Source organism: Anatilimnocola floriformis, from assembly GCF_024256385.1.
Lineage (GTDB): Bacteria > Planctomycetota > Planctomycetia > Pirellulales > Pirellulaceae > Anatilimnocola > Anatilimnocola floriformis.
This window is the reverse complement of the sequence record NZ_JAMLFW010000001.1, coordinates 1,659,264-1,686,146: the sequence shown is the minus strand read 5'-3', so window position 1 is coordinate 1,686,146 and position 26,883 is coordinate 1,659,264. Positions and strand designations below refer to the sequence as shown.

Annotated in this window: 11 protein-coding genes; 8 read left to right on the top strand and 3 right to left on the bottom strand. The window is 60.1% G+C overall.

The features are described 5' to 3' along the window. The first annotated feature begins 59 nt into the window (after positions 1 to 59). From M9Q49_RS06885 to M9Q49_RS06860, 6 genes are all read left to right on the top strand, one after another. Positions 60 to 2,117: an alpha/beta hydrolase family protein gene (locus M9Q49_RS06885; RefSeq protein WP_254507975.1), complete on the top strand. Its 2,058-nt coding sequence runs from the start codon at positions 60 to 62 to the stop codon at positions 2,115 to 2,117. Between the two features lie 69 nt (positions 2,118 to 2,186). Then, the gene (locus M9Q49_RS06880; protein ID WP_254507974.1) at positions 2,187 to 2,342 is read left to right on the top strand and encodes a hypothetical protein; all 156 of its coding nucleotides are present in this window, start codon (positions 2,187 to 2,189) and stop codon (positions 2,340 to 2,342) included. A gap of 541 nt (positions 2,343 to 2,883) precedes the next feature. Beyond that, positions 2,884 to 3,234 (top strand): hypothetical protein, encoded by a 351-nt coding sequence (locus tag M9Q49_RS06875; protein WP_254507973.1) that lies wholly within the window; start codon positions 2,884 to 2,886, stop codon positions 3,232 to 3,234. Positions 3,235 to 3,406: 172 nt separating this feature from the next. Then, a complete protein-coding gene (locus tag M9Q49_RS06870; protein ID WP_254507972.1) occupies positions 3,407 to 5,965 on the top strand; it encodes a DUF1549 and DUF1553 domain-containing protein in 2,559 nt (852 codons plus the stop codon). 54 nt (positions 5,966 to 6,019) lie between these two features. Then, the gene (locus M9Q49_RS06865) at positions 6,020 to 7,342 is read left to right on the top strand and encodes a DUF1501 domain-containing protein (protein WP_254507971.1); all 1,323 of its coding nucleotides are present in this window, start codon (positions 6,020 to 6,022) and stop codon (positions 7,340 to 7,342) included. Position 7,343: 1 nt separating this feature from the next. Beyond that, positions 7,344 to 9,680, top strand: coding sequence for a PPC domain-containing protein (locus M9Q49_RS06860; protein WP_254507970.1), 2,337 nt, complete (start codon positions 7,344 to 7,346; stop codon positions 9,678 to 9,680). A 1-nt stretch (position 9,681) separates the two neighbouring features. Here the strand turns inward: M9Q49_RS06860 and M9Q49_RS06855 are convergent, their stop codons facing one another. Genes M9Q49_RS06855 through acnA form a run of 3 tightly spaced genes read right to left on the bottom strand, consistent with a single transcriptional unit; the run spans position 9,682 to position 13,006 of the window. Further along, entirely contained in the window at positions 9,682 to 9,978 is a 297-nt protein-coding gene (locus M9Q49_RS06855; RefSeq protein WP_254507969.1) for a type II toxin-antitoxin system RelE/ParE family toxin, read from the bottom strand. Continuing rightward, complete coding sequence (locus M9Q49_RS06850; protein ID WP_254507968.1) at positions 9,975 to 10,199, bottom strand: addiction module protein; 225 nt, start codon at positions 10,197 to 10,199, stop codon at positions 9,975 to 9,977. Before M9Q49_RS06850 ends, M9Q49_RS06855 begins: the two co-directional genes overlap by 4 nt. Before the next feature lie 53 nt (positions 10,200 to 10,252). Then, positions 10,253 to 13,006, bottom strand: a complete 2,754-nt coding sequence (gene acnA, locus M9Q49_RS06845) for an aconitate hydratase AcnA (RefSeq protein WP_254507967.1) — start codon at positions 13,004 to 13,006, stop codon at positions 10,253 to 10,255. A 261-nt stretch (positions 13,007 to 13,267) separates the two neighbouring features. Between acnA and M9Q49_RS06840 the strand changes: the two genes are divergently transcribed. Both M9Q49_RS06840 and M9Q49_RS06835 read left to right on the top strand, forming a co-directional pair. After that, positions 13,268 to 14,140 (top strand): DUF4349 domain-containing protein, encoded by an 873-nt coding sequence (locus tag M9Q49_RS06840; protein WP_254507966.1) that lies wholly within the window; start codon positions 13,268 to 13,270, stop codon positions 14,138 to 14,140. Positions 14,141 to 14,834: 694 nt separating this feature from the next. After that, positions 14,835 to 26,825, top strand: coding sequence for a hypothetical protein (locus M9Q49_RS06835; protein WP_254507965.1), 11,991 nt, complete (start codon positions 14,835 to 14,837; stop codon positions 26,823 to 26,825). Positions 26,826 to 26,883 lie beyond the last annotated feature (58 nt).

Genomic DNA, 26,883 nt, shown 5'->3' with positions numbered 1-26,883 from the left:
TTAGCCGGGGAAGAGGCTTATACTACCGGCCTCTCTCCCACCAACCGCGAGGGCCCGCCATGTTACGCCGCCGTGACTTCTTCGCTTCTGCCGCGCTCGCCGCAGGCCTGCCGCTGTTGCCAAACATCGATGAATCTTCGTTGGCGTTTGCCCAAGAGAAAAAGGAATCGCCGTCACTAGAACCGCTCAATCGCTTTCCTCGCATGATGCAGGACTACTTCGTCAGGCAAGTCCGCGCAGCCGAAGCGAAAGGGAACGCTCTGAAGCAAGCGGTGAAAACTCAAGCCGACGCCGAAGCTTACGTGAAGGATGTGCGGCAGCGCATCGCCACGGTGTTCAATCTGCCGAAGGAAAAGACGCCGCTGAATGCGAACGTCACAGACGTCATCGAACGCGATGCCTATCGCATCGAAAAAGTCATCTTCGAAAGCCGACCGCAGTTCTTGGTCACAGCCAATTTGTATGTTCCTAAAAATAGAAAATTCCCGCTGCCGGGTGTCGTCGGCTCCTGCGGCCATTCGGCGACCGGGAAAGCAATCGATGCTTATCAGAGTTTCGCGCAAGGCCTGGCTCGACAAGGCTATGTCACGCTGATCTTCGATCCCATCGGCCAGGGCGAACGGCTCCAATATGTCGATGCCAATTTGAAACCGCGCCGCGGCAACGGCGTGAGCGAACATCTCTACGCCGGCAATCAGCAGTTCCTCGTGGGTGAGTTCTTCGGCGCGTGGCGGGCCTGGGATGGCATTCGCGCGCTCGACTATCTGCTGAGTCGCGAGGAAGTCGATCCGAAGCACGTCGGCATCACGGGCAACAGCGGCGGTGGCACGATGACGACCTGGCTCTGCGGCGTCGAGTCGCGCTGGACGATGGCTGCGCCGAGTTGCTTCGTCACCACTTTTCGCCGCAATCTCGAAAACGAACTCCCCGCCGACACCGAGCAATGCCCACCCGGCGTGCTCGCAGCCGGACTCGATCACGATGACTTTCTGGCCGCGATGGCCCCGAAGCCGGTGATCATCCTCGCCAAGGAGCGCGACTACTTCGATGTCCGCGGCGCGACGCTCGCCTACGAACGACTGAAGCATCTCTACACCGCCCTCGGCAAACCGGAAAACATTTCGCTCTTCGTCGGACCGACCGAACATGGTTACTCGCAGGAAAATCGAACGGCCATGTATCGTTGGTTCAACAAGCAAACCGGCGTGAGCGATGCGCAAGAAGAGCCGGCGCTGACGATCGAAAAAGACGACGTACTGCAATGCACGCCGCATGGCCAGGTCGCCGGTCTGCGCTCGAAGTCACTTTTCATCTTCACGCAGGACAAAGCGATCGCTCAAGTCGCCGCGCGCAAAATGAACGACGCGACTTCGCTGGCTGCTGCCATCGCAGCAACGTTAAAACTCCCCGAACGCCAAGGCCCGCCCGACTATCGCATCCTCCGGCCGATCGGCAAACGAAACTACCCCGCCGCGGCCGCGACCACTTACGCGGTGGAAACCGAACCCGATGTCTTCGCGCTCGTCACGCGGCTCGGCGATGCTTCGCACGTGTCACGCCCACCGCGCGGTAAAGGCCCAGCCATCCTCTACATTTCGCATCACAGCGCCGACGCCGAACTGCGCGACGAACCACTCGTCGCCGAACTCATCAAGGACAACGACGGCACGCCGTTCTTCGCCTGCGACGTCCGTGGCATCGGCGAGTCGCGTCCCAACACCGCCGGCAAAGATCAGTTCCTGGTCCCCTACGGCAGCGACTATTTCTACGCGATTCATTCGCTGATGCTCGACCAGCCCTACGTCGGCCAAAAAACCCACGACGTCCTCGCCGTCCTCGATTGGCTCGCTGCGCACGGTTACACCGAGGTCCACCTCGCCGCGCTCCACTGGGGAGCCATCCCCGCTGCCTTCGCGGCCTTCCTCTCGCCGCACGTCAGCCGCGTGACGCTCAAGAAAAACCTCACCAGCTACGAAGCTATCGCCACCAGCGAAGGCTACGACTGGCCGCTGTCATCGTTCGTGCCGAACGCGCTCGCTAAGTTCGATCTGACGGAGATTTATGAACAGTTGAAGGCGAAAAAACTTCGGCAAATTGAGCCAAGGGGGGCGATTTGAACGACGGTGTTGAATCGGCAAATCGATTCTTCGTTGCTGGACCGTTTCTATTTGACGTAGAATGACACCGTGGAAAGCATCACTCGCAACGTGAACGAAATTGATCCAGCCGACCGGCAAGCGCTGGAGCATGTCATCGGCCAACACTTGTCTACGGACCAGCAGGTGATCATCAGCGTCGTCAATATTCAACCCGTTGGCCCCGTCGCCAACTCGCCGGACTAGGTGACTGCGACTCCGCCACTGCCGGCGTGGTGCAACATCTATGAGGGGATGACGGACGAGGAAATCGCCCAGATCGAAGCGTCGATTGTCCGTACTTCCGGCGGTCGTTCCTTCAATTAATCCTATGGATGCAGCCCTCCTTGATACGGACATCCTTTCGGAAGTACTCAAGCAACGAAATGCCACGGTGGCGACCAAGGCAGCTGCTTATCTGCATGCGCACGGTCAATTCTCATTCTCTGCATTCACAAGATTTGAGATTGAGTGAGGATATTAAGGAAAAGCAGGCAGTTCGCTTGCTCTCGCTGCTCGATACGCGCGCGCAACGATTACTATTGCTGGAATGCACCGCTAATGTCTCAAGTGTATTGGCCGGTGGAGCGACTGGATCGAAAACTGCGGCCGGCGAACTGGCGGTTGAAAAAATGAATACAAGAACGTGCGATCCTCACCGAATGGAGAACTGCGGATGCTGTCCCGTACCTGCTTGATTGCTGCAGCCTTTGTGATTTTCCCTTCCCTTTCAAGGGCTGAAACAACGTTGGCGAGTTACGCATTTTCCAAAGTCTATCTCGTGACGATTTCTGCCGAAGATGTCGAACGATCTCCGGCCTGGAGCGATGACGCCGAGAACCCGCCGATCTCCGCGCGGAAGGCGCTGCAACTCGCGCTGGCGATGAAAAACTCCCTCGTCAAAGACCAGGACAATTTCAAGTGGCAATTGAAGTCGGCCGAGTTGACGCCGACTTTTGACAGACCGGGAAAATGGTATTGGCTGGTCACCTACGAAGCGATCTTCCAAGGTGGTTCGACCGGCATGCCACCGCACTTACGGTTGGTGGTCCTGATGGATGGGACGGTGATCAAGCCGGTGATTAAGGACCAGAAGTGACGGGGTTGTTACTGTCAAATCGCCCCTCACGCCCTTCGCAAAACCTGCCGATATTTCTTGAGCCGGCCGATCCATCGTGCTAGATTGATGCTTGTCCTCAGAACCCAACCCATGGCTGGTTTTGGAGACCAACCCGCCTCGTCCTCCCTCACCCGCCACGGACGATTGTTTCATGCATCTGCGCTCGCTGCCGTCGCGATGTTGGCTGCAATTTGCGGTTGTTTTCGGGCTGTTCTTGAACGTCTGCGGCGGTTTTTCGGGCTCGTTATTCGCGGCGGAGAAGTTTATCGTTTCACCTCTGATGGCGACGCTCGATCAGCCCGAGGCGAGCTTGCAATTGCTCGTCGGTCAGGCGGCTGAAGAAGGTCGCACGGTCGATCTGACTCGGCAGGCAAAATATCGAAGTGAAAACGCTGCGATTGCTCGCGTCGATGAGTTCGGCTTGGTGACGCCGGTGGCCGATGGTGAGACGGGTGTGATTGTCGAGCACACGGGCGGGCAAACGCGGGTCGCAATCACGATCAAAGGAATCAAAGAGCCCGAGTTGTTGTCGTTTTCGCGCGATGTCATTCCCATTCTGACCAAGGCCGGCTGCAACATGGGTGGCTGCCACGGCAAAGCCGAAGGGCAGAACGGTTTCAAACTGACCGTATTTGGTTTCGACCCGAAGGCCGATCACGATGCCATCGTGAAGGAAGGTCGTGGCCGGCGGATTTCACTGGCCGCGCCCGATCATAGTTTGCTCCTCCGCAAAGGCCTAGCCAGCGATCCGCATGGCGGCGGTTTGCGGATTGAGGAAGGAAGCATTCGTCATCGGCGGCTCGCGCGGTGGATTCGCGAAGGAGCGCCGTATGGCACCGATGAAGCGCCGCAGCTGGTGAAGATTGAAATCGAGCCGACCGAGCAAGTACTGCTCGCCAAGGGAACGCAACAACTGCGGGTGTGGGCCGTCGATAGCGACGGTGCTCGCCGCGATGTAACCACCGAAGCCGAATACGAATCAAATGCGTCGCCGATCGCCGCTGTCGATGGTCGTGGTTTTATTCAAGCGACGGAGATCGCCGGTGAGGCCGCGATCCTGGCGCGCTATCTCGGCCAGGTGACGGTCAGCCGCGTGACGATTCCGCAGCCCGGCGTAAAATTCGCCCGGCCGCCGGAGCACAATTTCATCGACAAGTTGGCCTGGGACAAACTGCAGCGTTTGGGCATCGAGCCGAGCGACGTCTGCGACGACGCGACGTTCTTGCGGCGCGTTTATCTGGACGTCATCGGCATGCTGCCCACTGCTGCTGAGGCGAAAGCATTTCTTGCCGATGCCACGCCGAACAAGCGAGCGCTGCTCGTCGACAAGTTGCTTGAACGGCCTGAGTACGCCGACTACTGGACGATGCGGTTCAGCGATTTGCTGCGTGTCGATCAAACCAAAATCACCCCGCAAGGCTCCGTTGCGATCACGCGCTGGCTGCACAAGCAATTCAGTGAGAACCGGCCGTACGATGTGTTCGTCCGCGAGTTGATCACGGCCAAAGGGAATGTGAAAGCCGAAGGACCTGCGGCACTTTACAAGGCGCTCGATACGCCCGAAATCGCCGCTCGCAACCTCAGCCAGGTCTTTCTCGGCATTCGCCTCGAATGTGCGCAATGTCATCATCATCCGAGCGATCGCTGGGGGCAGGAAGATTACTTTGCTCTCGCGGGGATGTTCAGCGGCGTGAGTCGCAAACGAACTCCCGATGGTGGCGAAGCCGTGGTGCCGGTCGTGGCGAAAGATCTGAAGCATCCGCGGACGAACGAGTTCGTGCAAATGCGGCCGCTCGGTGTGGCTGCCAAACCGCGCGTCGTCGAAGAGCCTCCGGCGCCACCAATGCCGCCGCCAGGAAGCAAAGCTAAACCACCAGCCAAGCCGAAGCCCGTGCCGAAGAATTTTGTGCCAGACTCGGCCGTTTCCGATGCGATCGATCCGCGCGTGGAACTCGCCGACTGGATGATCGCGCCGGAGAATCCTTACTTCGCGGCGACGATGGCCAATCGTCTCTGGGCGCATTACTTCGGCCGCGGCTTGGTCGAACCGATCGACGATCTGCGGCTGACGAACCCCGCATCGAACGAGCCGCTGTTCCACGCGATTGCCAAACATCTGCGTGATTCGAAGTACGACATCAAAGCCTTCACCCGCACGCTCCTCAACAGCCGTTTGTATCAACTGTCGTCCAGCACGACCGCCAGCAACGCAGCCGACGAGCAGAACTTTTCGCACGCCTCCTACAAAGCAATGCCCGCCGAAGTGCTGCTCGACAGCATCGGCCAGGCGACCGGCACGCCGGAAGTTTTCAACGGCTGGCCGGAAGGTTATCGAGCAGTGCAGATTTGGGACAACAAGCTGCCGCACTATTTCTTCCGCATCTTCGGCCGGCCCGTGCGGGCGACCGTATGCGAGTGCGAGCGGAGCAACGAGCCGAGTATTTCGCAGGCCCTGCACCTGATGAACTCGCCCGAGATCATGGCGAAGATTCGTTCGCGCACCGGCCATGCTGCGGTCACGGCGAAGCAAGCTTTGCCGCCGACCGAGACGCTCGATCAACTGTATCTGACCGTGCTCGCTCGCTATCCGCGGGCGACAGAGAAAGAACAACTGCTGCCGGCGTTTGCTGCGGAAACTGATCGCCGTGCAGTTTGCGAAGATATCGTTTGGGTGCTGCTGAATAGCAAAGAGTTTTTGTACAACCACTAAGTCGTAGGACGGACCATTGGTCCGTCCCAACCAAGTCGGACCAAGGAAGAAACCATGCGACGCTCCTTCTGCGACGGCATCTCCCGCCGGCAAGCACTGCGCATCGGCTCGGTCGGTTTAATCGGCGGCCTCACGTTGCCGCGGCTGCTCGAGCTCGAAGCTGTCGCGGCGAATGGTCGCGAAGCCAAAGCGAAGAGCGTGATCTTTCTCTTCCTCGAAGGCGGACCGAGCACGATCGACATGTTCGATCTGAAGCCCGAAGGCCCCGCCGAAATTCGCGGCCCCTATCAGCCGATCTCGACGAAAGTCCCCGGCACCTTCGTCGGCGAGCACTGCCCGCTGATCGCCGGCATTGCGGACAAGTTCACGATGGTCCGCTCGCACAGTCACAAGGACAACGGCCACAACACGGGCTATCACTACTGCATGACGGGCTACAAAGCCGCCTTCGCCGACGGCCAAGCTGGCGGAACGCCGAACAACTTACTCTTTCCGTCGCTCGGCTCGATCGTCTCGCGCGAGCTCGGTCCGCGCGGCAACATTCCTGTTTATGTGAACCTGCCGGATCCCATGGAATCGGGCGGCCCGGGCTTTTATGGTCCTGCTCACGCGCCGTTCGTGCTCGAGACCGATCCGGTGCAGCCTGATTTCGAAGTCCGTGATTTGCGACTCGCTCCAGGTGTGTCAGCGGATCGTTTGGAGCGGCGCCGCAAGATGCTCGCCGCCGTCGAGCAGGAAAACAAAGCTCAAATCGCCGGCCGGCCGAACGTGATGAACACGTATTATGAAAAGGCCTACAACATGATCACCGCGCCCGACGCGCGAAAGGCCTTTGATATCGCGGCCGAAAGTGATAAGACTCGCGAACGCTACGGCCTCACCTCGCTGGGTCAATGTGCGCTTCTCGCGCGGCGGCTCGTCGAAGCCGGGTCACGCTTCGTCGGCGTCGACAACGGCAGCTGGGACACGCACTTCTCGCAGTTCCCTTCGCTCAAAGAAGACCTGATTCCCTCAGCCGATCGCGCGTTCAGTGCACTGGTGACCGATCTCGATGAGCGCGGCCTGCTCGACAGCACGCTCGTGATCATGATGGGCGAAATGGGCCGCACGCCGCAGATCAACACCCGCGCGGGGCGCGATCACTGGTCGATGACGCAAACAATCTTGTGGGCGGGCGGCGGCGTGAAGCAGGGGCAAGTCATTGGCGCGACCGACAAGAGCTGCATGTATCCCACGACCGAACCATACGGCGTGGAAGATGTGATCTGCACCATCTTCCATCAAATGGGTATCGACACCGGCAAGACCTATTACACGCCCCTCGGCCGCCCCGTGCCGATCGTGAACGGCGGGCGAGTGATTCCTGGATTGGTGTAACATGCTGACCTATCTCCTGATGCTCTCAGCGGTCGGCCAAGTCGCCGCCGCCAACATCCGGCCGCAGATCGGCTACGTCTATCCGCCCGCCGCGAATCCCGGCACGACGATCGAGGTCCGCCTCGGTACGTACGACTGGACGCCCGACATGCAGATCCTGCCGCATGATCCGCGGGTGAAAATCGAAATCACCGGCCCGGCTGGCGAACCCATTCTCACGCCGCCACCCTATTGGTTCGGCAACAAAGCGGGCCAGGCCCAGCCGCCGTTGCCGCGCGAAGTGCCGGCGAAGATCACTATCCCGGCCGATGTGCCGCCAGGTGAAATTCGCTGGCAAGTGGCGAATGCCAACGGCGGTTCGAACATTGGCAAGTTTGTGGTCAGCGATCTGACGGAAACGATTGAGCCCGAAGATCGCAAGGATGCAATCGAACTGCCCAGCATTCCGGCTGCCGTCAGCGGGCGCATTTCGCGAATTACCGAGAGCGACGAATATCGCTTCACGACGCCAACTGCTGCCCAAATCACTTGCCGACTCGAAGATCGGCTCGGTCAGCCATTTTCCGGCGCTCTGACCATCAAAGACACTACGGGGAAGATCTTAGCCGACGGCGCCGACACAGCGGGGACTGGCGTGACGCTCCGCTTTGCCTCGCAAGCCGGCATGACATACACCGCAACGATCCGTGACATCGAGTTCGCCGGCGACCGAGGTTATGTTTATCGCCTGGCGATTCGTAACTCGCCCGAAATCGTCGCGACATTGCCGCTCGTAGTAAAAGCCGGCGACAAGCACTCGCTTAAAATCATCGGCTGGGGGTTAGACAAACCCGCGGTTCTTTCTGCCGCTCAGCATGATGTCGCTGCGCCTGCTGCTGCCGAGGAAACGATCGCCGTCGATCTGCCGAATGGAAAAACAGCGGCGAAGATTTTTTCGGCCGCCGCAACCGATGCGCTCGAACCCGGCAACGAAGATCCTGCCCAACGGCAAGTGACCATCCCTGCCGCCATCTCGGCGACGTTCGACAAGATGGACGCCACCAGCGGCCTCGCCATCGACCGCTATCGCTTCACGGCCAAGAAGGGGCAAGTGCTGCGGATCGTTGCCGAGGTCGATCGCTTTCAATCGCCTGTCGATCCGCAACTCATCGTTAGTTCGCTCGAAGGAAAAGAACTGCTGCGCAACGACGACGCTCCCGGCGCAAGCGATGCCGTGATTCAATTCACCGCACCGGCCGATGGCGAATTTGAGTTGGGCGTGAGCGATGTCAGCGGCCTGGCGACTTCGCTGGCCAGCGTTTATCGCCTCACCATCGACGACGTCGCCACGCTGGCCGATTTCGAATTGCAGTTTCCTGAGCGCCTCGATATTCCCCTCGGTGGCAAAGCCGATCTGGCTATCAAGATCAATCGCATCGGCACGTGGAAAGTGCCGATTAACTTGCAATTGCATGGCTTACCCGAGGGCGTCACACCGGCCGATGTGATGGCCCCGGCGGTAGCGAATCAGATTCCTGCCGACAAGCCGGCGCACAACTTGACGCTCAATGCTGCGGCTGATTCCGCCGCGGCTGCCGCGCTCGTCACGATCATCGCGACTACGGAAGTCGACGGTAAAAAGATCGAAAAGAAGAGCCCGCCGATTCTCGTTTCTTCGACGATCAAGACCCGCGTCAAAGTGAAATCGACCGTGCAGGACGGTGGCCGCATCGTGAATCGCGGCACGACTTATCCTGCCGATGTGATCGTCGAACGACTGGATGGTTACGAGGGACCAGTCATTCTGCAAATGGCTGCATCGCAACAACGGCAGCGTCGCGGCATTCGTGGCGGCGAAATGACGGTGCCAGCCGGCGTCGAGCAGGTGCAGTATCCGATCTTCATGCCTGAGTGGCTCGAGACGAGCCTAACCGCGCGGATGAACGTCATCGGCGTCACACCGATCGCCGATCCTAAGGGAAACATCCGCCATGTCACCGGCATTATGGACGGCTTCATAGTGATGTCGCTCGAGGGGGCATTGCTGAAGCTCACGCACGAACAGCAGGAATACGTCGCCGCGCCGGGCAGCACGATCGATATCCCGCTGAAGGTTTCCCGCACGGTGAAGCTGCCAGTTACCGCCGATTTGGTGCTAGTTACCGACAAGCATTCGATTTTCACGGCTGATGCGGTTCAGCTGCCGCCCGCCACCAATCAGCACCTGCTGAAACTCAAGATCGCGGCCGACGCGAAGCCGGGATTACATCTCGCCACGATCCGCGCGACTGCCATGCAGGATGGCAAATGGCCGGCGGTGAGTGAGACGACGGTGGCAGTTTATGTGGAAAATGAATGAATCAGCGCCGCGACCGCCAGGTGAGTGGATGTTGCGCACCGTGCATGATGGAGAAGACTTCGACTACATCATCTGTAACGAAATAGTGCAGCACATACGAAGTTCTCTGGATGCGAGCTGCCCGGATATCATGCGCTACGATCGCATAGAGAAACGGGTTAGCGTCGATGCGTTCGAACAGCGCTTCCAGTTCGTCGACGAACTCAACGCCTTTGTTGGGGCGAGCCGCATTCAAGTAGGCGTGAATCGACTGGACCTGCTCGTCAACGTCGGGCCGAACGATGAACTTGCGGCTCATGGTTGTTTACGCAAATCCGCAATTACGTCACGCCAATGTCGGCCAACGCCGGGATTTTGATCGGCTGCCTGACGTCGCTTGACGACTTCCGCCAATTGCTCCGGCGAAAGTTCGCCGGGATCCACGTATTCTGGAAGCGTGCCGAGGATCACCTCAACCAATTGGTACTTTTCAGCCGCCGACAACTGATCCAACCCGAGTGCTTGGATATCGAACGTCATGGACACAATCTCCGCACTTCGGACAGCCTATGACTAAAGCATACCTCACATACTTATTCTACCATCAGCTTCTTCACCACCGTCTGCAGAATCCCACCATTGCGGTAGTAGTCGAGTTCGACGGGCGTGTCGATGCGGACGGCGGCGGCGAAGGTTTTGCTCGTGCCGTCGGGTGAGGTGGCTTGCACGCTGATTTGCGTCCGGGGGGCGAGGCTTTCATCAAGGCCAAGGATTTCGAAGGTTTCGTCGCCGTTCAGGCCGAGCGATTTCCAGGTTTGGCCGTCGAGGAATTGCAGCGGCAGTACGCCCATGTTCACCAGGTTGCTGCGGTGAATCCGCTCGTAGCTGGCCGCGATCACAGCTCGCACGCCGAGCAGGCTAGTGCCCTTGGCGGCCCAGTCGCGCGACGAACCCGTGCCGTATTCCACTCCGGCGAGAATGATCGTCGGCGTGCCGGCAGCTTTGTACTTCATCGCAGCATCGTAGATCGGCATCACTTGGCCGGCGTCGTTGTCAGCGACCGGCGGCTTGCCGGCGACGTGCCCCGCGCCGAGGTACTTCGTCACGCCACCTTCGGTGCCGGGGGCGAGGAAGTTGCGGATGCGGACGTTGGCAAAGGTGCCGCGAACCATCACGCGGTCGTTGCCGCGACGGGCGCCGTAGCTGTTGAAGTCGACCGGCTGCACGCCGTTCGCCATCAAGAACTCACCTGCCGGGCTCTTCTTGGCAATGTTGCCCGCGGGCGAAATGTGATCGGTCGTTACGCTGTCGCCGAGCATCGCCAGGACGCGAGCGCCGCGAATCGGACGCACCGCGTTGGCATTGGCACTGAAGTCAGCCAGGAACGGTGGTTCCTGGATGTAGGTGCTCGCTTCGTTCCAGTTGAAGAGCGCACCTTCAGCGACTTTGATTTGATTCCACGTTTGGTTGCCGTCGAAGGCAAGCGAATAGCGGCTGCTGAACATGTCGGCTTGCACGAATTCGTTGATCGCGTGCTGCACTTCGGCGTGCGTCGGCCAGATGTCCTTCAGCATCACCGGCCCGGCATCGCCTTGGCCGATTGGTTCGTTCACCAGATCGATGTCGGTGGTGCCAGCGAGAGCGTAAGCGACAACCAGCGGCGGACTGGCCAGGAAGTTGGCCTTCACGAGCGGATTGACGCGGCCTTCGAAATTGCGGTTGCCACTGATGACGGCGGAGGCGACGAGATCACCTTCCGTGACTGCCGCAGCGACGTTATCCGGCAGCGGACCGCTGTTGCCGATGCAGGTGGTGCAACCATAGCCGACGGTTTGAAAGCCGAGCGTATCGAGCGCCGCCGAAACACCGGCGCGATCGAAGTAATCGGTAACGACGCGCGATCCAGGCGCGAGGCTGGTCTTCACGTAGGCGGGAACTTTCAGTCCCTTGGCGACCGCTTTCTTCGCGAGCAAACCGGCCGCGAGCATGACCGACGGATTGCTGGTGTTTGTGCAACTCGTGATGGCAGCGATCACCACGGCGCCATGGCCGATCGTCTCGCTGTGGCCGTTGCTTTGCACGGTGCCTTTGCGTTTGAGGGCAGCATCGTCGAGTTGAAAGCCGCGCTCGGCAACCGGCGCTTTCAGAGCTTTCTGCCAGGTCGATTTCATCGACGACAGCGGCACGCGATCTTGCGGCCGTTTTGGCCCGGCCAGCGAAGGCTCGATGGTGCTCAGATCGAGCGAAACCTTCTTCGTGTAATTGAGCTCCGGCGAATCGGCCGTGCTGAAGAGGCCTTGCGCCTTGCAGTATTTTTCGACCAGCGAAACCTCTTGTTCGGTCCGGCCGGTGCGGCGGAGGAAGTTGAGCGTTTCATCATCGATGGGGAAGAAGCCCATCGTCGCGCCGTATTCAGGGGCCATGTTGGCGATCGTCGCACGATCAGCGAGCGACATCTTCCGTACGCCCGGGCCGTAGAACTCGACGAACTTATCGACGACGCCGACCTTGCGCAATTGCTGCGTCACGGTCAGCACCAGATCGGTCGCGGTCACGCCGGCCGGTAGTTCGCCGGTCAATTCGAACCCGATCACTTCGGGCAACAGCATGTACAGCGGTTGGCCGAGCATCACGGCTTCGGCTTCGATGCCGCCGACGCCCCAGCCGAGCACGCCCAAGCCGTTGATCATTGTCGTATGGCTGTCGGTGCCGACGAGCGAATCGGGCAACGCGACCGGGCCCTTCTTATCGCTGCGAATGAACACGCCCTTGGCGAGATATTCGAGATTCACCTGGTGGACGATGCCGACGTCTGGCGGCACGACGCGGAAGTTATTGAAGGCTCGCTGTCCCCAGCGGAGGAATTCGTAACGTTCGCGGTTGCGTTGAAACTCGAGTTCAACGTTTTGACCGAGCGAAGTCGAAGTGCCGAAGAAATCGACCTGCACGCTGTGATCGATCACGAGGTCGACAGGGATGAGCGGATTGATTTTCTTCGGATCGCCGCCGAGGCGTTCCATGGCCGAACGCATTGCGGCGAGATCGACGACGCAGGGCACACCGGTGAAGTCTTGCAGCACCACGCGGGCCGGCATGAAGGGGATTTCGCGTTTGGCCGGTTCGGCGGCGTTCCAGCTGGCGAGGGCTTTCACATCGTCTTCGGTCACGATGTAGCCGTCGCAATTTCGCAGGGCGGCTTCGAGCAGCACGCGAATCGAAAAAGGCAACTTGCTAACCGCGCCCAAGCCGAGTTGTTCAAGCTTGCTGAGGCGGTAGATGCCGGCTTCGCCGTGGCCGGTGTCGAAAGTGTCGCGGGCGCCAAACGGATCGAAAACAGTGGTGGTCATGGCCTGTGAAGTGCTTCTGCGCGGGGTGGGTGCGGTGTGCTTACCTGGCAATCAAAAGAAGGACGCGGTATCGCCCGGGTCGGCAACGATTATAGCAATCTTTTGCGGACAACAGCAGACGAGACCCTGGCCAAAAAACGTCGTCGTCTGGAGAAATCTAACGGCCAGTGGAATATTCTCGCCGGCCGTTGTCTCTCAACTGGCGGAACGCAACTCTTCCGCACTTCTCTTACTTCCACCACTTCTTTTCGAGGGACTGCGATGGCCAAGCCAATAGCAGCGGCGCGCTCGTATTCGTTTCTTACCTCGGTCTGCCTCATGATCATTGCTGGCTGCGCCGCGCAAGAAATGCCGCCGTCCGTTCGGCAAGACATCAATGCCCTGACGAAGGTGGCTGCCGCGGATCTGAAGGAAACGAAAGCTCCCGGCGATCGCAAACTCATTTACACCGGCAAACTGCGGCTGGCAGTGAAATCGTTGGCGACGACCGAGCAGGAACTGCAGCGGCTGCTCGAAGTCGCCGATGGGCAGTTGGCCGAGTTTCGTGAAGAGCGAACCGCGGAAAATCGCCGCGCGGCAACTTGGAAGGTACGGATTCCGCCCGGCAAGTTTCATTCATTCGTCAAGCAGGTGGCCGATCTGGGGAAGGCCGAATTGCACGAAGTGACCACGGCCGACGTGACCGAGGAATTTGTCGATATCGAGGCCCGCCTCAAAAACAAACGCCAACTCGAAAGCCGCATTCTCAAACTACTCGACGAAAAGGCCGGCGAACTGAAAGACGTCGTCACGGTCGAACACGAACTGGCCCGCGTTCGCGAGGACATCGAGCGGATCGAAGGGCGTCTCCGCCTGCTCGCCAGCCAAGTCGATCTTTCCACCGTCTCGATTTACGCGTTCGAGCCCGAAGACTATCAGCCGCCGAAGGCTCCGACGTTTGGCAATCGGGTCGCGGCGGCCTGGTTTGGTTCGCTGCGAGCCCTCCGGCAATTGGGCGAGGCGATTGTCGTCGCTGCCGCTGCCATCGCCCCTTGGGCGGTGCTGTTCGGCGTGTTGCTAGGCTGCGGCTTGATCGTCGTCATTCGGATTTGGCGGCGGTGGAAACAGCCCATCGTCGCCACGGCAATCCACTGAAACACCCGCCGAACCACCGGTCCGGTAGTGGGGTTATAATTTATAACCCTTTTGACAGTTTTAGTTTCGTGTAAAGTGTTTCTGTGAGGCGACTTGCGAGAAAACGACGGAGTTTTCTATAACCCCTCACCTTACTTTTCGACTCATCTAAAAATCATTGCAAGATCTTATCTGGACACGAGTTACGAACGACATTCTGACAACCGTCCAATAACGGTTATAACAGCGCTATAACGGGCTCTATAACACCTCCATAATCGCCGCATCACAAAACCGACGCACTTCTGCCTCCAAAGCCTCGCGCGGCAAAATCGGCGTATCTATCCCAAACGCCCTTCTTCTCCTAGCATGTCGCGGCAATTTGACGTGATTTGGGGGTTGCGCGAGCGGAAAAAGTCTGGGGTAGGACGCGCCAGAAGCGAGCGGTTTTGGCGGGCGTGATTACAATGGACCGAGGCTTGCGCTCGCGGTTTGCTCGCCTCTCCCGGCAATCACGACCTCTCAGACGGCGAAATTGCAGCGCGCTGATTGTTATTTACATGTCGCCACCTTATTCTGCGCCTTGCCCCTTTTTGCCTTGCGAAGGAGTGCCGCGCGCAGATTGACCTAAGTCGTTGGCTCAGGCCGACGTACCGCTGATTGCTGCCCTCTTTTCGATACCGTTTTTGGATCTTCGCCGCCCCGGTCATTTCGCATGCCCAGTCAACTACGGAAGCTCTGGAATCGTCTCCTTCGCCGCGCCTCAGCGCACAACGGCGAGGAACATGAGCGCGCCGCCGAAAAACGACTGGGGAGCAGTGCGCGCACGCGGCGGCGATTTCTGTTCGAACCGCTCGAAGATCGCCGCGTGATGGCGGTGACATTTATTGACCCGAATCCGGCTCCCAACAACCAGTTTGGCCATTCGGTGGTTGCCCTCAGTACGGGCAACGTCGTCGTGACTTCGCCGTTTGACGACGCGGGTGGCTTGAACGCCGGGGCCGTGTATCTGTTCAACGGCGCAACGGGCGATCTGATCAGCACGCTCCGCGGCTCGAACGATTTCGACGTGATTGGCCGCGAAGGGATCACCGCGCTGGCCAGCGGCAACTTCGTGATCAATTCCTCGAGCTGGCACATCGGCTTGAATGCCGTTGGCGCCGTGACGTTCGGCAACGGCACGACGGGTGTGAATGGCGTGGTGAGCGCCGCGAATAGTTTGATCGGCAGTTCGGCCGGCGATGCCGTCGGTGCGACGGGCAGCGTTGTGGCTTTGCCGAACGGCAACTACGTGGCACTCACTTCTTCGTGGGACAACGGTTCGAACACGGATGTGGGCGCGATCACTTGGGGCAGCGGCACGACGGGTGTGCTTGGAACGATTGGTTCCGGAAACAGTTTGATTGGCACCACCACCGGCGACCGAATCGGCAGCAACGGGGCGAAAGTCCTGTCGAACGGCAGTTATGTGGTGATGAGCACCTTCTGGAGTTCATCCGCCGGTGCGGTGACGTGGGCCAGTGGCTCGGTTGCCCTCACCGGAACCGTTTCGGCAACCAACAGCCTGGTGGGAAGCACAGCCAACGACGAAGTGGGTGGCCGTGGCATTCTGCAACTGACCAACGGCAATTACGTGGTCATGAGCCCGAACTGGGATAATGGCGGGATTCAAAATGTCGGTGCAGCGACGTGGGTAAATGGCACGACCGGGCTCAGCGGAACGTTGAGCGCCGCCAACAGCCTGGTGGGTTCATCGGCGAATGACAACGTCGGCGCCGGCACGAACGCGGCGCTCACCAACGGAAACTACGTTCTCAGCGTTCCCGATTTCGATGGCGGTCTATCCGATGCGGGCGCTGCCGTGTTTGGAAATGGAACGTCGGGTGTGAAGGGAACCATCAGCACGGCCAACGCGTTGGTCGGCGCCCGCTCGAATGACAAGGTAAGCGTCAGCGGTGTCGTGGCGCTCACCAATGGCAACTACGTGGTGAACAGCCCGGGGGTCAGTCTCGGCACGAATAACAGCGTGGGCGCCGTCACCTGGGGCAACGGTACGAGCGGTGTGACAGGGAACCCGAGCAGCTCCAACAGCCTAGTTGGTGCGGGCAGCAACGACTTCGTCGGCTTTCAAGGCATTACCGCACTTTCGAACGGCAACTATGTGGTGGCGAGTGCCTACTGGGACAACGGCGTGGCGGCCGATGCCGGCGCTGTGACCTGGGGCAACGGTTCGACGGGCACCTCGGGAGTGGTGAGCACTTCGAACAGCACGTACGGCAGCCGGAGCAATGATCTGGTCGGCTATGCGGGCGCGGTGGCGCTGGCAAGCAATGGTAATTACATCTTTGGCTCGGCGGCCTGGAGCAACGGCGTGGCAGCGGTCGGCGCTGTCACTTGGCGGACCGGCAGCACGGCGAGCAGCGGCGCGGTGTCGGCCAGCAATAGCCTCGTGGGAAGCACGGCCGGCGACCATCTGGGCGATATCGGTAGCATGAAAGCGCTGCCGAACGGCAACTACGTGGTGCTCAGTTCCGATTGGGACAATACCGGCGCTGCCGACGCGGGCGCAGTCACGTGGGCGAGCGGTACGGCAGGCATTGCGGGAACGATCAACGCGACGAATAGCCTGGTGGGAACCACGGCGAACGATAAGGTTGGCAACAATGGCATCGTCACTCTGACCAACAACAACTTTGTGGTGGTCAGCACGAGCTGGAACAACGGCGCGGCGACGAGCGCTGGCGCAGTGACCTGGGTAAACGGCGCATCGGGCCGGGCCGGCGCGGTGAGTGCGACCAACAGTCTGGTCGGCAGTTCGACCGGCGATCAAGTGGGACAGAACGGAATCACTCCGCTGAGCAACGGCAACTACGTTGTCAGCTCGGCCTCGTATGATTCGGGCGCGTTGCAGAATGCAGGCGCAGTGTCGTGGGCCATCGGCACGACGGGGCTCACCGGCGTGATCAATGCGCCGACCGCCAATCACACGAAGGGTTTAGCCGCTGCCACGGGGCTGAAGTCGATTTCGCTGGACGCGACGAACGGAACGTTTTACGCCCGCTTCATTGATGAAGGGAGCGGCACGATCCGCGTTGGTTCGCAATCGGCCGGTTTCGATTTTCCCGTTGCCGGGACGTTGACCGCAGCGTTTTCAGGGCCGAACCTGACGATCGCCGATGCCGATAGCACCGGCAAGGACAACACGCTCACCGTCAGCCGAGTCAACGTCAGCGGCGTTGACTATTATCAGTTCGTCGATCCCGTGGAAGGTTTCACGACGGCGCCGATCACCTCTCCGCCGAGCGTGGTGACTAATAACAACCACACGCTGCGCGTGCCGGCCAGCGTGATCACCGGTTCGCTGACGATCTCGCTGCTCGGCGGCAACGATTCGCTGATTTTGGACCTGACCACCGGCGACGTGGTGCCGAATGGCAACCTGTTCTACAACGGCGGCGCGCCGACGAGTGGAACTGCCGATAAGCTCACGATCGTCGGCGGTGTGCAGGGGAATGTCACGTACAACCACTTGAGCGCGAGCGACGGCAATATCGCGCTCGCGAACTTCGGCACGATCAATTACACGGGCCTCGAACAGCCCATGGTGAATTCGGGCACCATCACCGACCTGGTGGTGAATTTGCCCACCGCGAGTACCAACCCAGTTGTCTTCAGCGAAGACACGGCGAATGGAAACGGCCGTTCGCGGATGTCGGGGACCACGATTCTGACGTCCGATTTCCCGACTCCTGCGGGAGTCATGACGGTCAACTACGGTACCACGAGCGACACGCTGACATTCAATCAGATGCCCGACTTCAACGCAGGCATCGTGCTTGGCACCGCGGTCTTTCCGTTTGCGGGCGTGACGTTTGCCGGGTCGCTGACCTTGGCCGCGAATAAGAACATCGCGGCGTTTGCTTCGGGAACTATCAATCTTTCGACAACGAACAGCAAGCTCACGCTGAGCGGCACGGGAACGATGCTGCTGTCGACAGCCCGCGACATCAACATGGTGAGCGGTTCGACGATCACGACGGCTTCGGGCAGCTTGACGCTAGAGGCGAATCAACAGCCGATCGCGACGACGGGCAACTTCAGCGGCGTGCAATTGAACAACGCCAAGCTGGTCAGCGCGAGCGGCGCGGTATCGGTGCGAGGCCGTGGCGGTAGCGATGTCGCCGGGCTTCAGTACGGCGTGCGAGTATTAAGCGGCGCGGAAATCGGCACGGGGACCACGGGCCTGGTAACGGTTCAAGGAACCGGCGGTGCGAGCAGCGGCAACAGCAACAACGGCGTGCAAGTCTCGGGCGTGAGTTCGCTCATCACGTCCGGTGGCGGCAATGTCGTGGTGACCGGCACCGGTGGCGGCACGGGATCGAGCACCGATAACACGGGCGTGAGCGTCGAAGGGCGCGGTGTGATCACGGCTGGCAGCGCGGGCACGGTCTCGGTCACGGGAAGTGGCAGCGCGAATGCGTCGGGCGCGAATGCAGGCGTCGTCGTCTCGTCATCTGGTTCGGCGATCACTTCGAATGGCGGCGCCGTGAGTGTCACAGGTACCGCAACTGGCGGTGGTACTCTCGCGCCGGGCGTGTATGTGAACACGGCAGGAAACATTCTCGCCGGTGGCGCTGGCAACGTGACCGTGAACGGCACGAGCAATGGAACTGGGTCAAGCAGCCATGGCGTGTATGTGACCGGCGCTTCGTCGATCATTTCTTCGTCGGCCGGCAATGTTTCGGTGACGGGCACCGGCGGCGGTGCGACGACAGCCACGACGAACTACGGCGTGTTTGTCGAGACCGGCGCGGCAATTAATTCGGGCACCGGCGGCTCGGTGACGATCAACGGTACGGGTCGCAATCTCAGCGGCACGGGCAACTCAAATCATGGCGTGGTGATCAGCGGCACTGGCGCCAAGGTGACCTCGGGCGGCGGCAACATTTCGATCACAGGCACCGGTGGCGGCGGCTCGACCAGCACCGGCGACAGTGGTGTGCGATTACAGAGCGGCGCGACGATTTCGTCGCTGGCTGCGGCGGCGATCAGCATCACGGGCACCGGCGGCACCTCGACCAGCAGCGGCAACAGCCCTGGTGTGCTCATCATGGATAGTGGAACGCAGTTGAACGCTGGCACCGGTGGATTGACGATTCAAGGAACTCCGGGTCCGAACACGCCTTCAATGGGTGTTGATTTCGGTGCTAACGCTGCTGTTTCAGTTGCAACAGGTGGCCTGGTAGATGTGATTGCTGACCGGATACGGATCACTTCGACTGTTACGGCTGCTTCGAGCACAATCATCCTGCGGCAGAAGACGGCGGGGAAACAGATCGACATCGGCGGCAGCGACACGACCACGGCGCTCGGGTTGGATGATGCTGAGTTGGATCGCTTGACGGCAAACCTAGTTCAGATCGGTAACTCGGCCAGCGGCAATATTTCCGCGGGGAGCAGCGCGATCACCAGCCCGAACAACATTTACTTGAAAACGGGCGGTGAGTTGTCGGTGGGCGCGTTTGCAATGGCGCTCGATAAAAATTTCACGGCAGATGTAGCTGGCACGGTTCGCGTCTCCTCGATTAATTCGAACCTGAATACGAGCGGCACAGGTACGATCAATATCACTACGCCGCAGAACATCATCATCAATGGGGGGCAGATCTCTACCGGCAGCGGCAACCTGGTGCTGAATGCCAATCAGCAAGCGGTTTCAACCGCAGCATCGTTCAATGGTGTGGATATTAACGGGCGGCTACAGTCCGGCAGCGGCGAGATCGTAGTTAATGGTCGCGCCGGCGCTCAGGGAGGGATTGGGGTCTCGCTTTTCACCTCGTCCAGCAGCGCAAGTATTGGTTCGGCTGGTGCGATTCGCTTGAATGGTACGGGTGGCGGCTCAGGAACATCAGCCGGCAATTACGGAGTGAACCTGCAGGGGACGGTGACTGTGGGTGCCGGTGGTGCGTTCATTAATGGCCAGGGTGGTAACACGACTGGCTCGGGCGCGAATAACCACGGCGTGGTATTCGGAAGCGGCGCTGTTTTGACGGGCAATTCAACAGTGACAGGCCGAGGTGGGGGTGGCACTGGCGGCAACAACTACGGCGTTGTGAGCACGTCTGCGCCGAATGTGGGAAATCTCACTGCAATCGGTTACGGCGGTGGGTTGCTGGGCGGCGGAAACAACAACTATGGGGTTTCGCTCGGCACCCTGATCGGCGGCAACATCAGTCTAACCGGCACGGGCGGCGGCGCTCTCGGCAGCATGCAGAACCATGGCATTAATATCCAAAGTGGTTTCGATGCCACTTCGGTAACGTTGAGTGGTTTTGGCGGCAATCTAACGGGCACGGGCGGCAGCAATGCGGGCGTGGCCGTTTATGGTGAAACTGGCCTCAAGACAAGCGGCAATTTGTCAATCACGGGCGTTGGTGGCGGCGGACCGGCGACCGGTAGTAACACCGGGGTGTCGCTGGCTCCCCTGTGGATTCGAGTGACCGGGACCGGCTCTGTGAATGTGAATGGCACGGGTGGTGCAGCTGGCGCTAGCTTCAGTTCGGGCGTATTGATTTCTGTTATGCCTGACACGATCTACGGAATGGAGGTCGCCAGCGGCAGTATCAACGTCACAGCCGTAGCCGACGCTTCGAATCCTGCGCCACTTAAAATCTTCGATAGCTCGCGAATCAAAGCAACAGGCGCAAACGGCGGTCTAACGCTGACGGCGAATGGCGTGCAAATTGATTCGGGGGTCACCATTAGTGCAGGTAGCAATGCGGTCACGATCAAACCCGCAACTGCAGGCACGCCGATCAATCTGGGAGCCGCAGATGCTGCCGGGCTGCTCGCGCTGACCGATGCCAAGCTTGATACCATCACAGCAGGCACGCTCAATATCGGCGATAACGCCAGTGGCGCGATGACTGTTGGGCAAGCTATTACCCGCGCTGCGGCGACGAACATGTCGCTCAACTCGGGTGGCAATATCACGTTCAACGGCGGGTCGCTATCGACCGCGAATGGCAACGTGTTGCTGAATCCTAATTCGCTGCTCACGCCGGCGACGACGGGGGTCGACATCAATGCCGGGACCGGTACGGTCAGCTTTGGCAGCGGCGACGACCTGAGTGTGAACATCACCGGTCTGATTGCCGACACGCAGTACCAACAGCTGAATGTTGTGGGCGCGGTGAATCTCTCGGGCGCCGATCTCACGACCACGGGCAACCTGGTTGTCAGTGGTGGCGAAGTGATCACGATCATCAACAACGACGGCACCGATGCCGTGGTAGGAACGTTCAATGGCCTGCCGCAGGGCGCAAGTCTGGGCGCAAACTTCCTCAATAGCGGTCTCTCGGCCAGCATCAGCTACACCGGCGGTACCGGCAACGACGTGGTGATCATCATCGGCAATCCGCCGGGCACCACGATGGTGGATGTGACCGATGGCAACATGCTCATCACCGATGTTCTGGGGGGCGATACCGACGACACGCTGACGCTCACACGCAATGGCGCGAACATTCGCGTGACTGACCCCAATCACATCCTGGCCGCGCAAGGGGGCGCGATCTTTGTCGATATCCATACGATCGACGTGCCGATTGCGCTGGTCACGGGCGGCCTAGTAATCGACACGCTGGGTGGCAATGACTCGGTCACGCTCAATTTCTCGGGTGGCAATTTCATACCAGCGGGCGGCGTGCAGTATTCCGGCGGCGCCGGAAACAATGACTCGCTGTCGCTGACGGGCGGGACGACTTCCTCGATCGATCATCTCATTAGTGACGCCAGCTCGGGGAGCATTACACTCGGCGGGACGTTAGCCGGCACGATTTCGTTTACGGGCGTCGAGCCGATTTTCGATGGCATGCTGGTTGCCAACCGCAACTTTTTCCTCAACGGCGGCAGCGAAACGATCACCGTTACCGACGCAGCAGGCGCGTTCAATACGCTGACTTCGACTTTCGGACATGCAATCACCTTTGCCAATCCCACCGCCAGCTTGATGATCGACGCAGCGAGTGGCGATGACACGATCAGCTTCAATTCGCTCGATGCTGAGGGCCCCTTCAATGCGGCCCTCACGGTTGTCGGCGGTGTTGGCAATGACACGGTCAATCTGAATGCGGACATCACGTTTGCGCCGAACGTGAACCTGGATCTTGACCTGCAGAACGACGATGCGACGCCGGGGACCGACAGCATCAATATCGGTGTGAACGCCAATCTGATCTTGAGCGGCAGCGGCGCGGCGACGCTCAAGGCCAGCCGCAACGTGTTGTTGTTCCCGGGCTCGAGCGTGGTCACGGCCAATGGTCCGTTGCTCGTCGAAGGAAATCAGCAAGCGACAGCGAGCACGGGCGATTTCTCGGGCGTGGAAGTCAACGGCGGCATGCTGCAAGCGACAGGCACGGGCCTGGTGACGGTTCGTGGCCGTGGCGGCAACGGCAACGCCGGTTTGCAAATGGGTGTGCTGGTATCGAACGGCGGTGCGATTCGCGGTGGCACCACGGGTGGAACGTTCGTGCAAGGCGTCGGCGGCGCGAGCACCGCCAACGACAATCATGGCGTGCGTGTGATCGGCGCGGGCTCGATCATTACCTCGCAAGGAGCCAACGTGCAGGTGGTTGGCAGTGGCGGCGGCGCTGGCGCGGCGACCACTGGCAATCGCGGCGTGGATGTCGAATCGAACGGCCCAAGTGCGGCGGCCATCACCGCCGGCGGCGCGGGCAACGTGGTGGTGCAAGGCACGGCTGCCAACACACGCAACTCGGCCGGTGTGCGTGTGGCCGGCGTGAATGGCTTGATCACTTCGACGACGGGTACGGTGCAAGTCACGGGACAAGGTGGCAACGGTGCGACGAGCGGCGCGTACGGCGTGTGGGTTGACCGCGGCACAATCACTTCGGGCACTGGCGGCGGCAGCGTGACGGTTTCGGGCTTGGGTGGCACCAGCCCAGATGGCTTGAACTACGGCGTGCTGGTTGAGTCAGCCGAAGCAGTAACGGGCAAGATCACTTCCGGCGGTGGCGCGGTTCAAGTGCTCGGCACGGGCGGCAACGGAGCGGCTGGCTGGAATGTTGGTGTGCTCGTGGCGGCGGGTGGTGAAATCATCGCGCCGACTCTAAATCCGCTGACCATCACCGGCACCGGCGGACAAGGCACAACCGGCGCGAATATTGGCGTGCTGATTCAAGGGCGGGTCAGCTCGTCGGATAAGAACGCAACAATCATCGGCACGGGCGGCGAAGGGACGACCTCGACGGGCATTCGCATCGATCAGGCAACCATCATGGTTGGCAGCACCAGTGTGCTCCGGCTGCAAGGGGCGGCGACGACAGGCGCTCTGGCGCTGGTTATTGGCGATCCGAGCACGACCACTGCGATTTCGCATACCGGCACGGGTCGGATCGATATCGCTGCCGATTCGGTGGCGATCGCCTCCACGGCGACCATTACGGCGACGCTGGGAAGCGTGACGTTCGTGGGGACGAGCGCGGGTCGCGCAATCAATCTCGGCTCGACGGCAGATACCTCGACCAACACGCTCGAGCTTTCGGATCCCGAACTCGATCGAATCTCTGCGGGCACTTTGCAGATCGGCGATGCCAATGCGGGACCGATCACATTCTCGACGCCGATCACGCGGGCCGCGGCGACGATTGTGAACGTTGATTCTGCCGGCGCGATCAACTTTACTGGTGGCTCGCTCAGCTCCGGCGGCGGCAACGTGCATCTCAACGCCGGTACGAACCTCGTGCCGACGACTGCTGGTCTGGATGTGAGCGCCGGCCCGAACGGCATCGTGAGCTTTGGGACGGGAGACCGCTTGACGCTGAATATCGGCGGCCCGACGGTCGACTCGCAATATAATCAGCTGAACATCGCCGGTCAGGTCGATCTCACGGGTCTGCAACTTGTGCTGAGTGGCACCATGCCGCAACTCGGCGAAGGCTTTATCGTCGTCTCGAACGACGGCACGGATGCAGTGATCGGCACTTTTGACGGTCTGCCGGAAGGAACGATGGTCGATGTGAATGGCCTCGCCAAGCGGCTGACTTACATTGGCGGCGATGGTAATGACGTGGTGCTGCTGGCCGGCAACTCGTCGCCGACGATCGACGCGCTGCCCAATCTTTCGATCAACGAAGACTCCCTCCAGCAGTCCGTGAGTCTGACGGGCATTTCGGCCGGGATCGAAGTGCAATCGCTGCAGGTGACGGCTGTCAGCAATCTGCCGTCGCTCATTCCGAATCCTACGGTAACCTACACTTCGCCGAATGCCACCGGCACGTTGCAGTTCACCCCTGTCGCCGACGCGGTTGGTACTGCGACCATCACCATCACCGTGCGCGACGCAGGGAACGACGGCTTTTTCTTCAACGCAGACGATGCGATTACCACAACCACTTTCCAAGTCATCGTCAATCAAGTGAACGACCGGCCGACGTTCAACACGCTCGGCGATCAAGGCGTGGTGTTCAACTCTCCGGCGCAAACTGTCACTGGCTGGGCGAATTCGATTTCGCCGGGGCCCAGCAACGAGTCGACGCAGACCGTCAGCTTCAACGTCACCGACAACTCCAATCCAGGTTTGTTCCAGGTCGCGCCAGCCGTGGCGAGCGATGGCACGCTGACCTACACGCCGGCTCCGGGAATGTCGGGAAGCTCGACGATCACAGTCGTCGCGCAGGACTCCGGCGGAACGGCTTTGGGCGGACTCGACACCAGCCTGCCGAAGACATTTGTGATTACCGTGGGGCCGGAACTGACGCTGCGGGTCGTATCGGTGTCGATGACGTCGACGGGCTTCGTCGCCGAGTTCAACCGCCAACTGCAAGCCAGCGCGCTTAGCCTGTACGACATGCAAGGCTCGCCGTTCGGTGCGCCCGATGTTGTACTGCAACGAGTTGGTTCGCCGCTGCCGGTGCGAGGTTCGCTCGTCCTCGATCCCACGCTGAAGAAGCTGACCTTCATCGCCACTTCGGGCGTACTGCCGGATGGCGACTACAACCTCACTCTGCGAGCCGCAACCAACGGCATTGTCGATACGCTGGGGACCGTTCTCGATGGCAACGGCGACAGCGTTCCCGGCGGCGACTACACGCAGTCGTTCAATGTTTCGCAAAGCGGGCCAGTCGTCATCAGCATTCCGAACTTCGCTCGCGGTCCGCGGCAAAGCGTCAATCTGCCGGCGACTGCCTCCACCGGCATTCCGATTTCGTTCAGCGATGGCGGCGGAATCGTTTCGGCGTCGTTCCAGATTCTGTTCGATCCAACGCTGATCACGTTCGGCGATCCAACCGTGGCCCCTGGCTTGCCGGTCGGCAGTTCCGTGTCGGCGTTTTCGTTCGAAGCGGGCGTGCTGGAAGTGATCTTCAACAGCCCTGAACCGCTCGCGCCAGGAACGACGCGCTTCATCGACCTGCCGGCTAGCATTCCAGCCACGGCGCCTTATGGCACCAAGCAAATCCTCGACATTCGCAACATCACGCTCAGCGACAACCGCCAAGCCATCGACGACGATGGCGTCGCCGTCACCGCCTTCTTCGCCGATGTAACGGGCAACGGCGGTTACACCGGGCAAGATGCTTCGCTCATCGCTCGCTTGGCAGTTGGCATCGATACGGGTCTCGAAAAATACAAGATGCTGGACCCGTACATCATCGCCGACATCACCGGCAATGGTGACATCACCGCGCAAGATACTTCGCTGATGTTGCAAGCCGCGGTCAACATTCCGGTCGCACAAATTCCTTCGCCGCTGCCGACCGGTTCGCTCGTTTCCGGCGGTCCCGATCCGAAGCTGAGCATTTCGCAAAGCCTGACTGCGACGCCTGGCCAAGACTTGAGCATTCCCGTCGATATCGACAGCATCGTCAACCTCACCGGCAACGGCCTGGCCTCGGGCGACCTGGTGATCTATTACGATCCTGCTGTGCTCGATGTGAGCGATGTTGCGCTCGGTAGCCTGGTCGCCAATCGCGGCGGCTGGATGATTTCTGCCAAGATCGATCCGCTCGCGGGACGCATCGATATCTCGCTCTCCGGCACGCGGCCGCTCGAAGGGAAGTTCCGTGGCGAGTTTGTGCAGGTGCACGCGACCGTACGCGAAAACGCCCCCGCCGGCGCCATGGCGATCAACCTGGCCGCCAACTCACGTTTCCGGCAGACGCAGCTCAACGAAGGCTTCCTCACGCTCATCCCCGCGCCGACTGACGCTGCGAACGACCCAATCGATGGCGTGTTGACGATCACTGCTCCGCCGGTTGCTCCAACTGCTCAAGTAATCGATGGCCGGCTGCTGATTACAGGCACCACGGCTGACGACCGCGTGTTTGTTCGTCCATCGGCCGATGGATCGCAGTTGCTGGTGCGGCTCAACAATCGCTTGCAAACGTTCGACATGCCGTCGGCCATCGCCATTGATGCACTGAGCGGCAACGACCTGGTGTATGTCGATCCTCGTTCACCGGCCACACTGATTGCGACCGTGGGCAACGACGAGCGGCCGGAAGATCAGATCTTCACTGGCGACAATGCCGAACTGATCGACTCGCGCTCAATCCCCGCTGGCCTGACCAGTGGCAATCAGCAGCCGTCGGCGAATGACCTGGCGATCATGCACTTGCTTGATCAATGGACGGCGGATCATGAAGCGGGCGCGTTGAACGGCGGTACGCTGCGTCGACGACGGTAGGGAAGGTAGTTCTGAGTTGAGGAGTTTTGAGTTCTGAGACAAGATCTCTTCCTGTCTC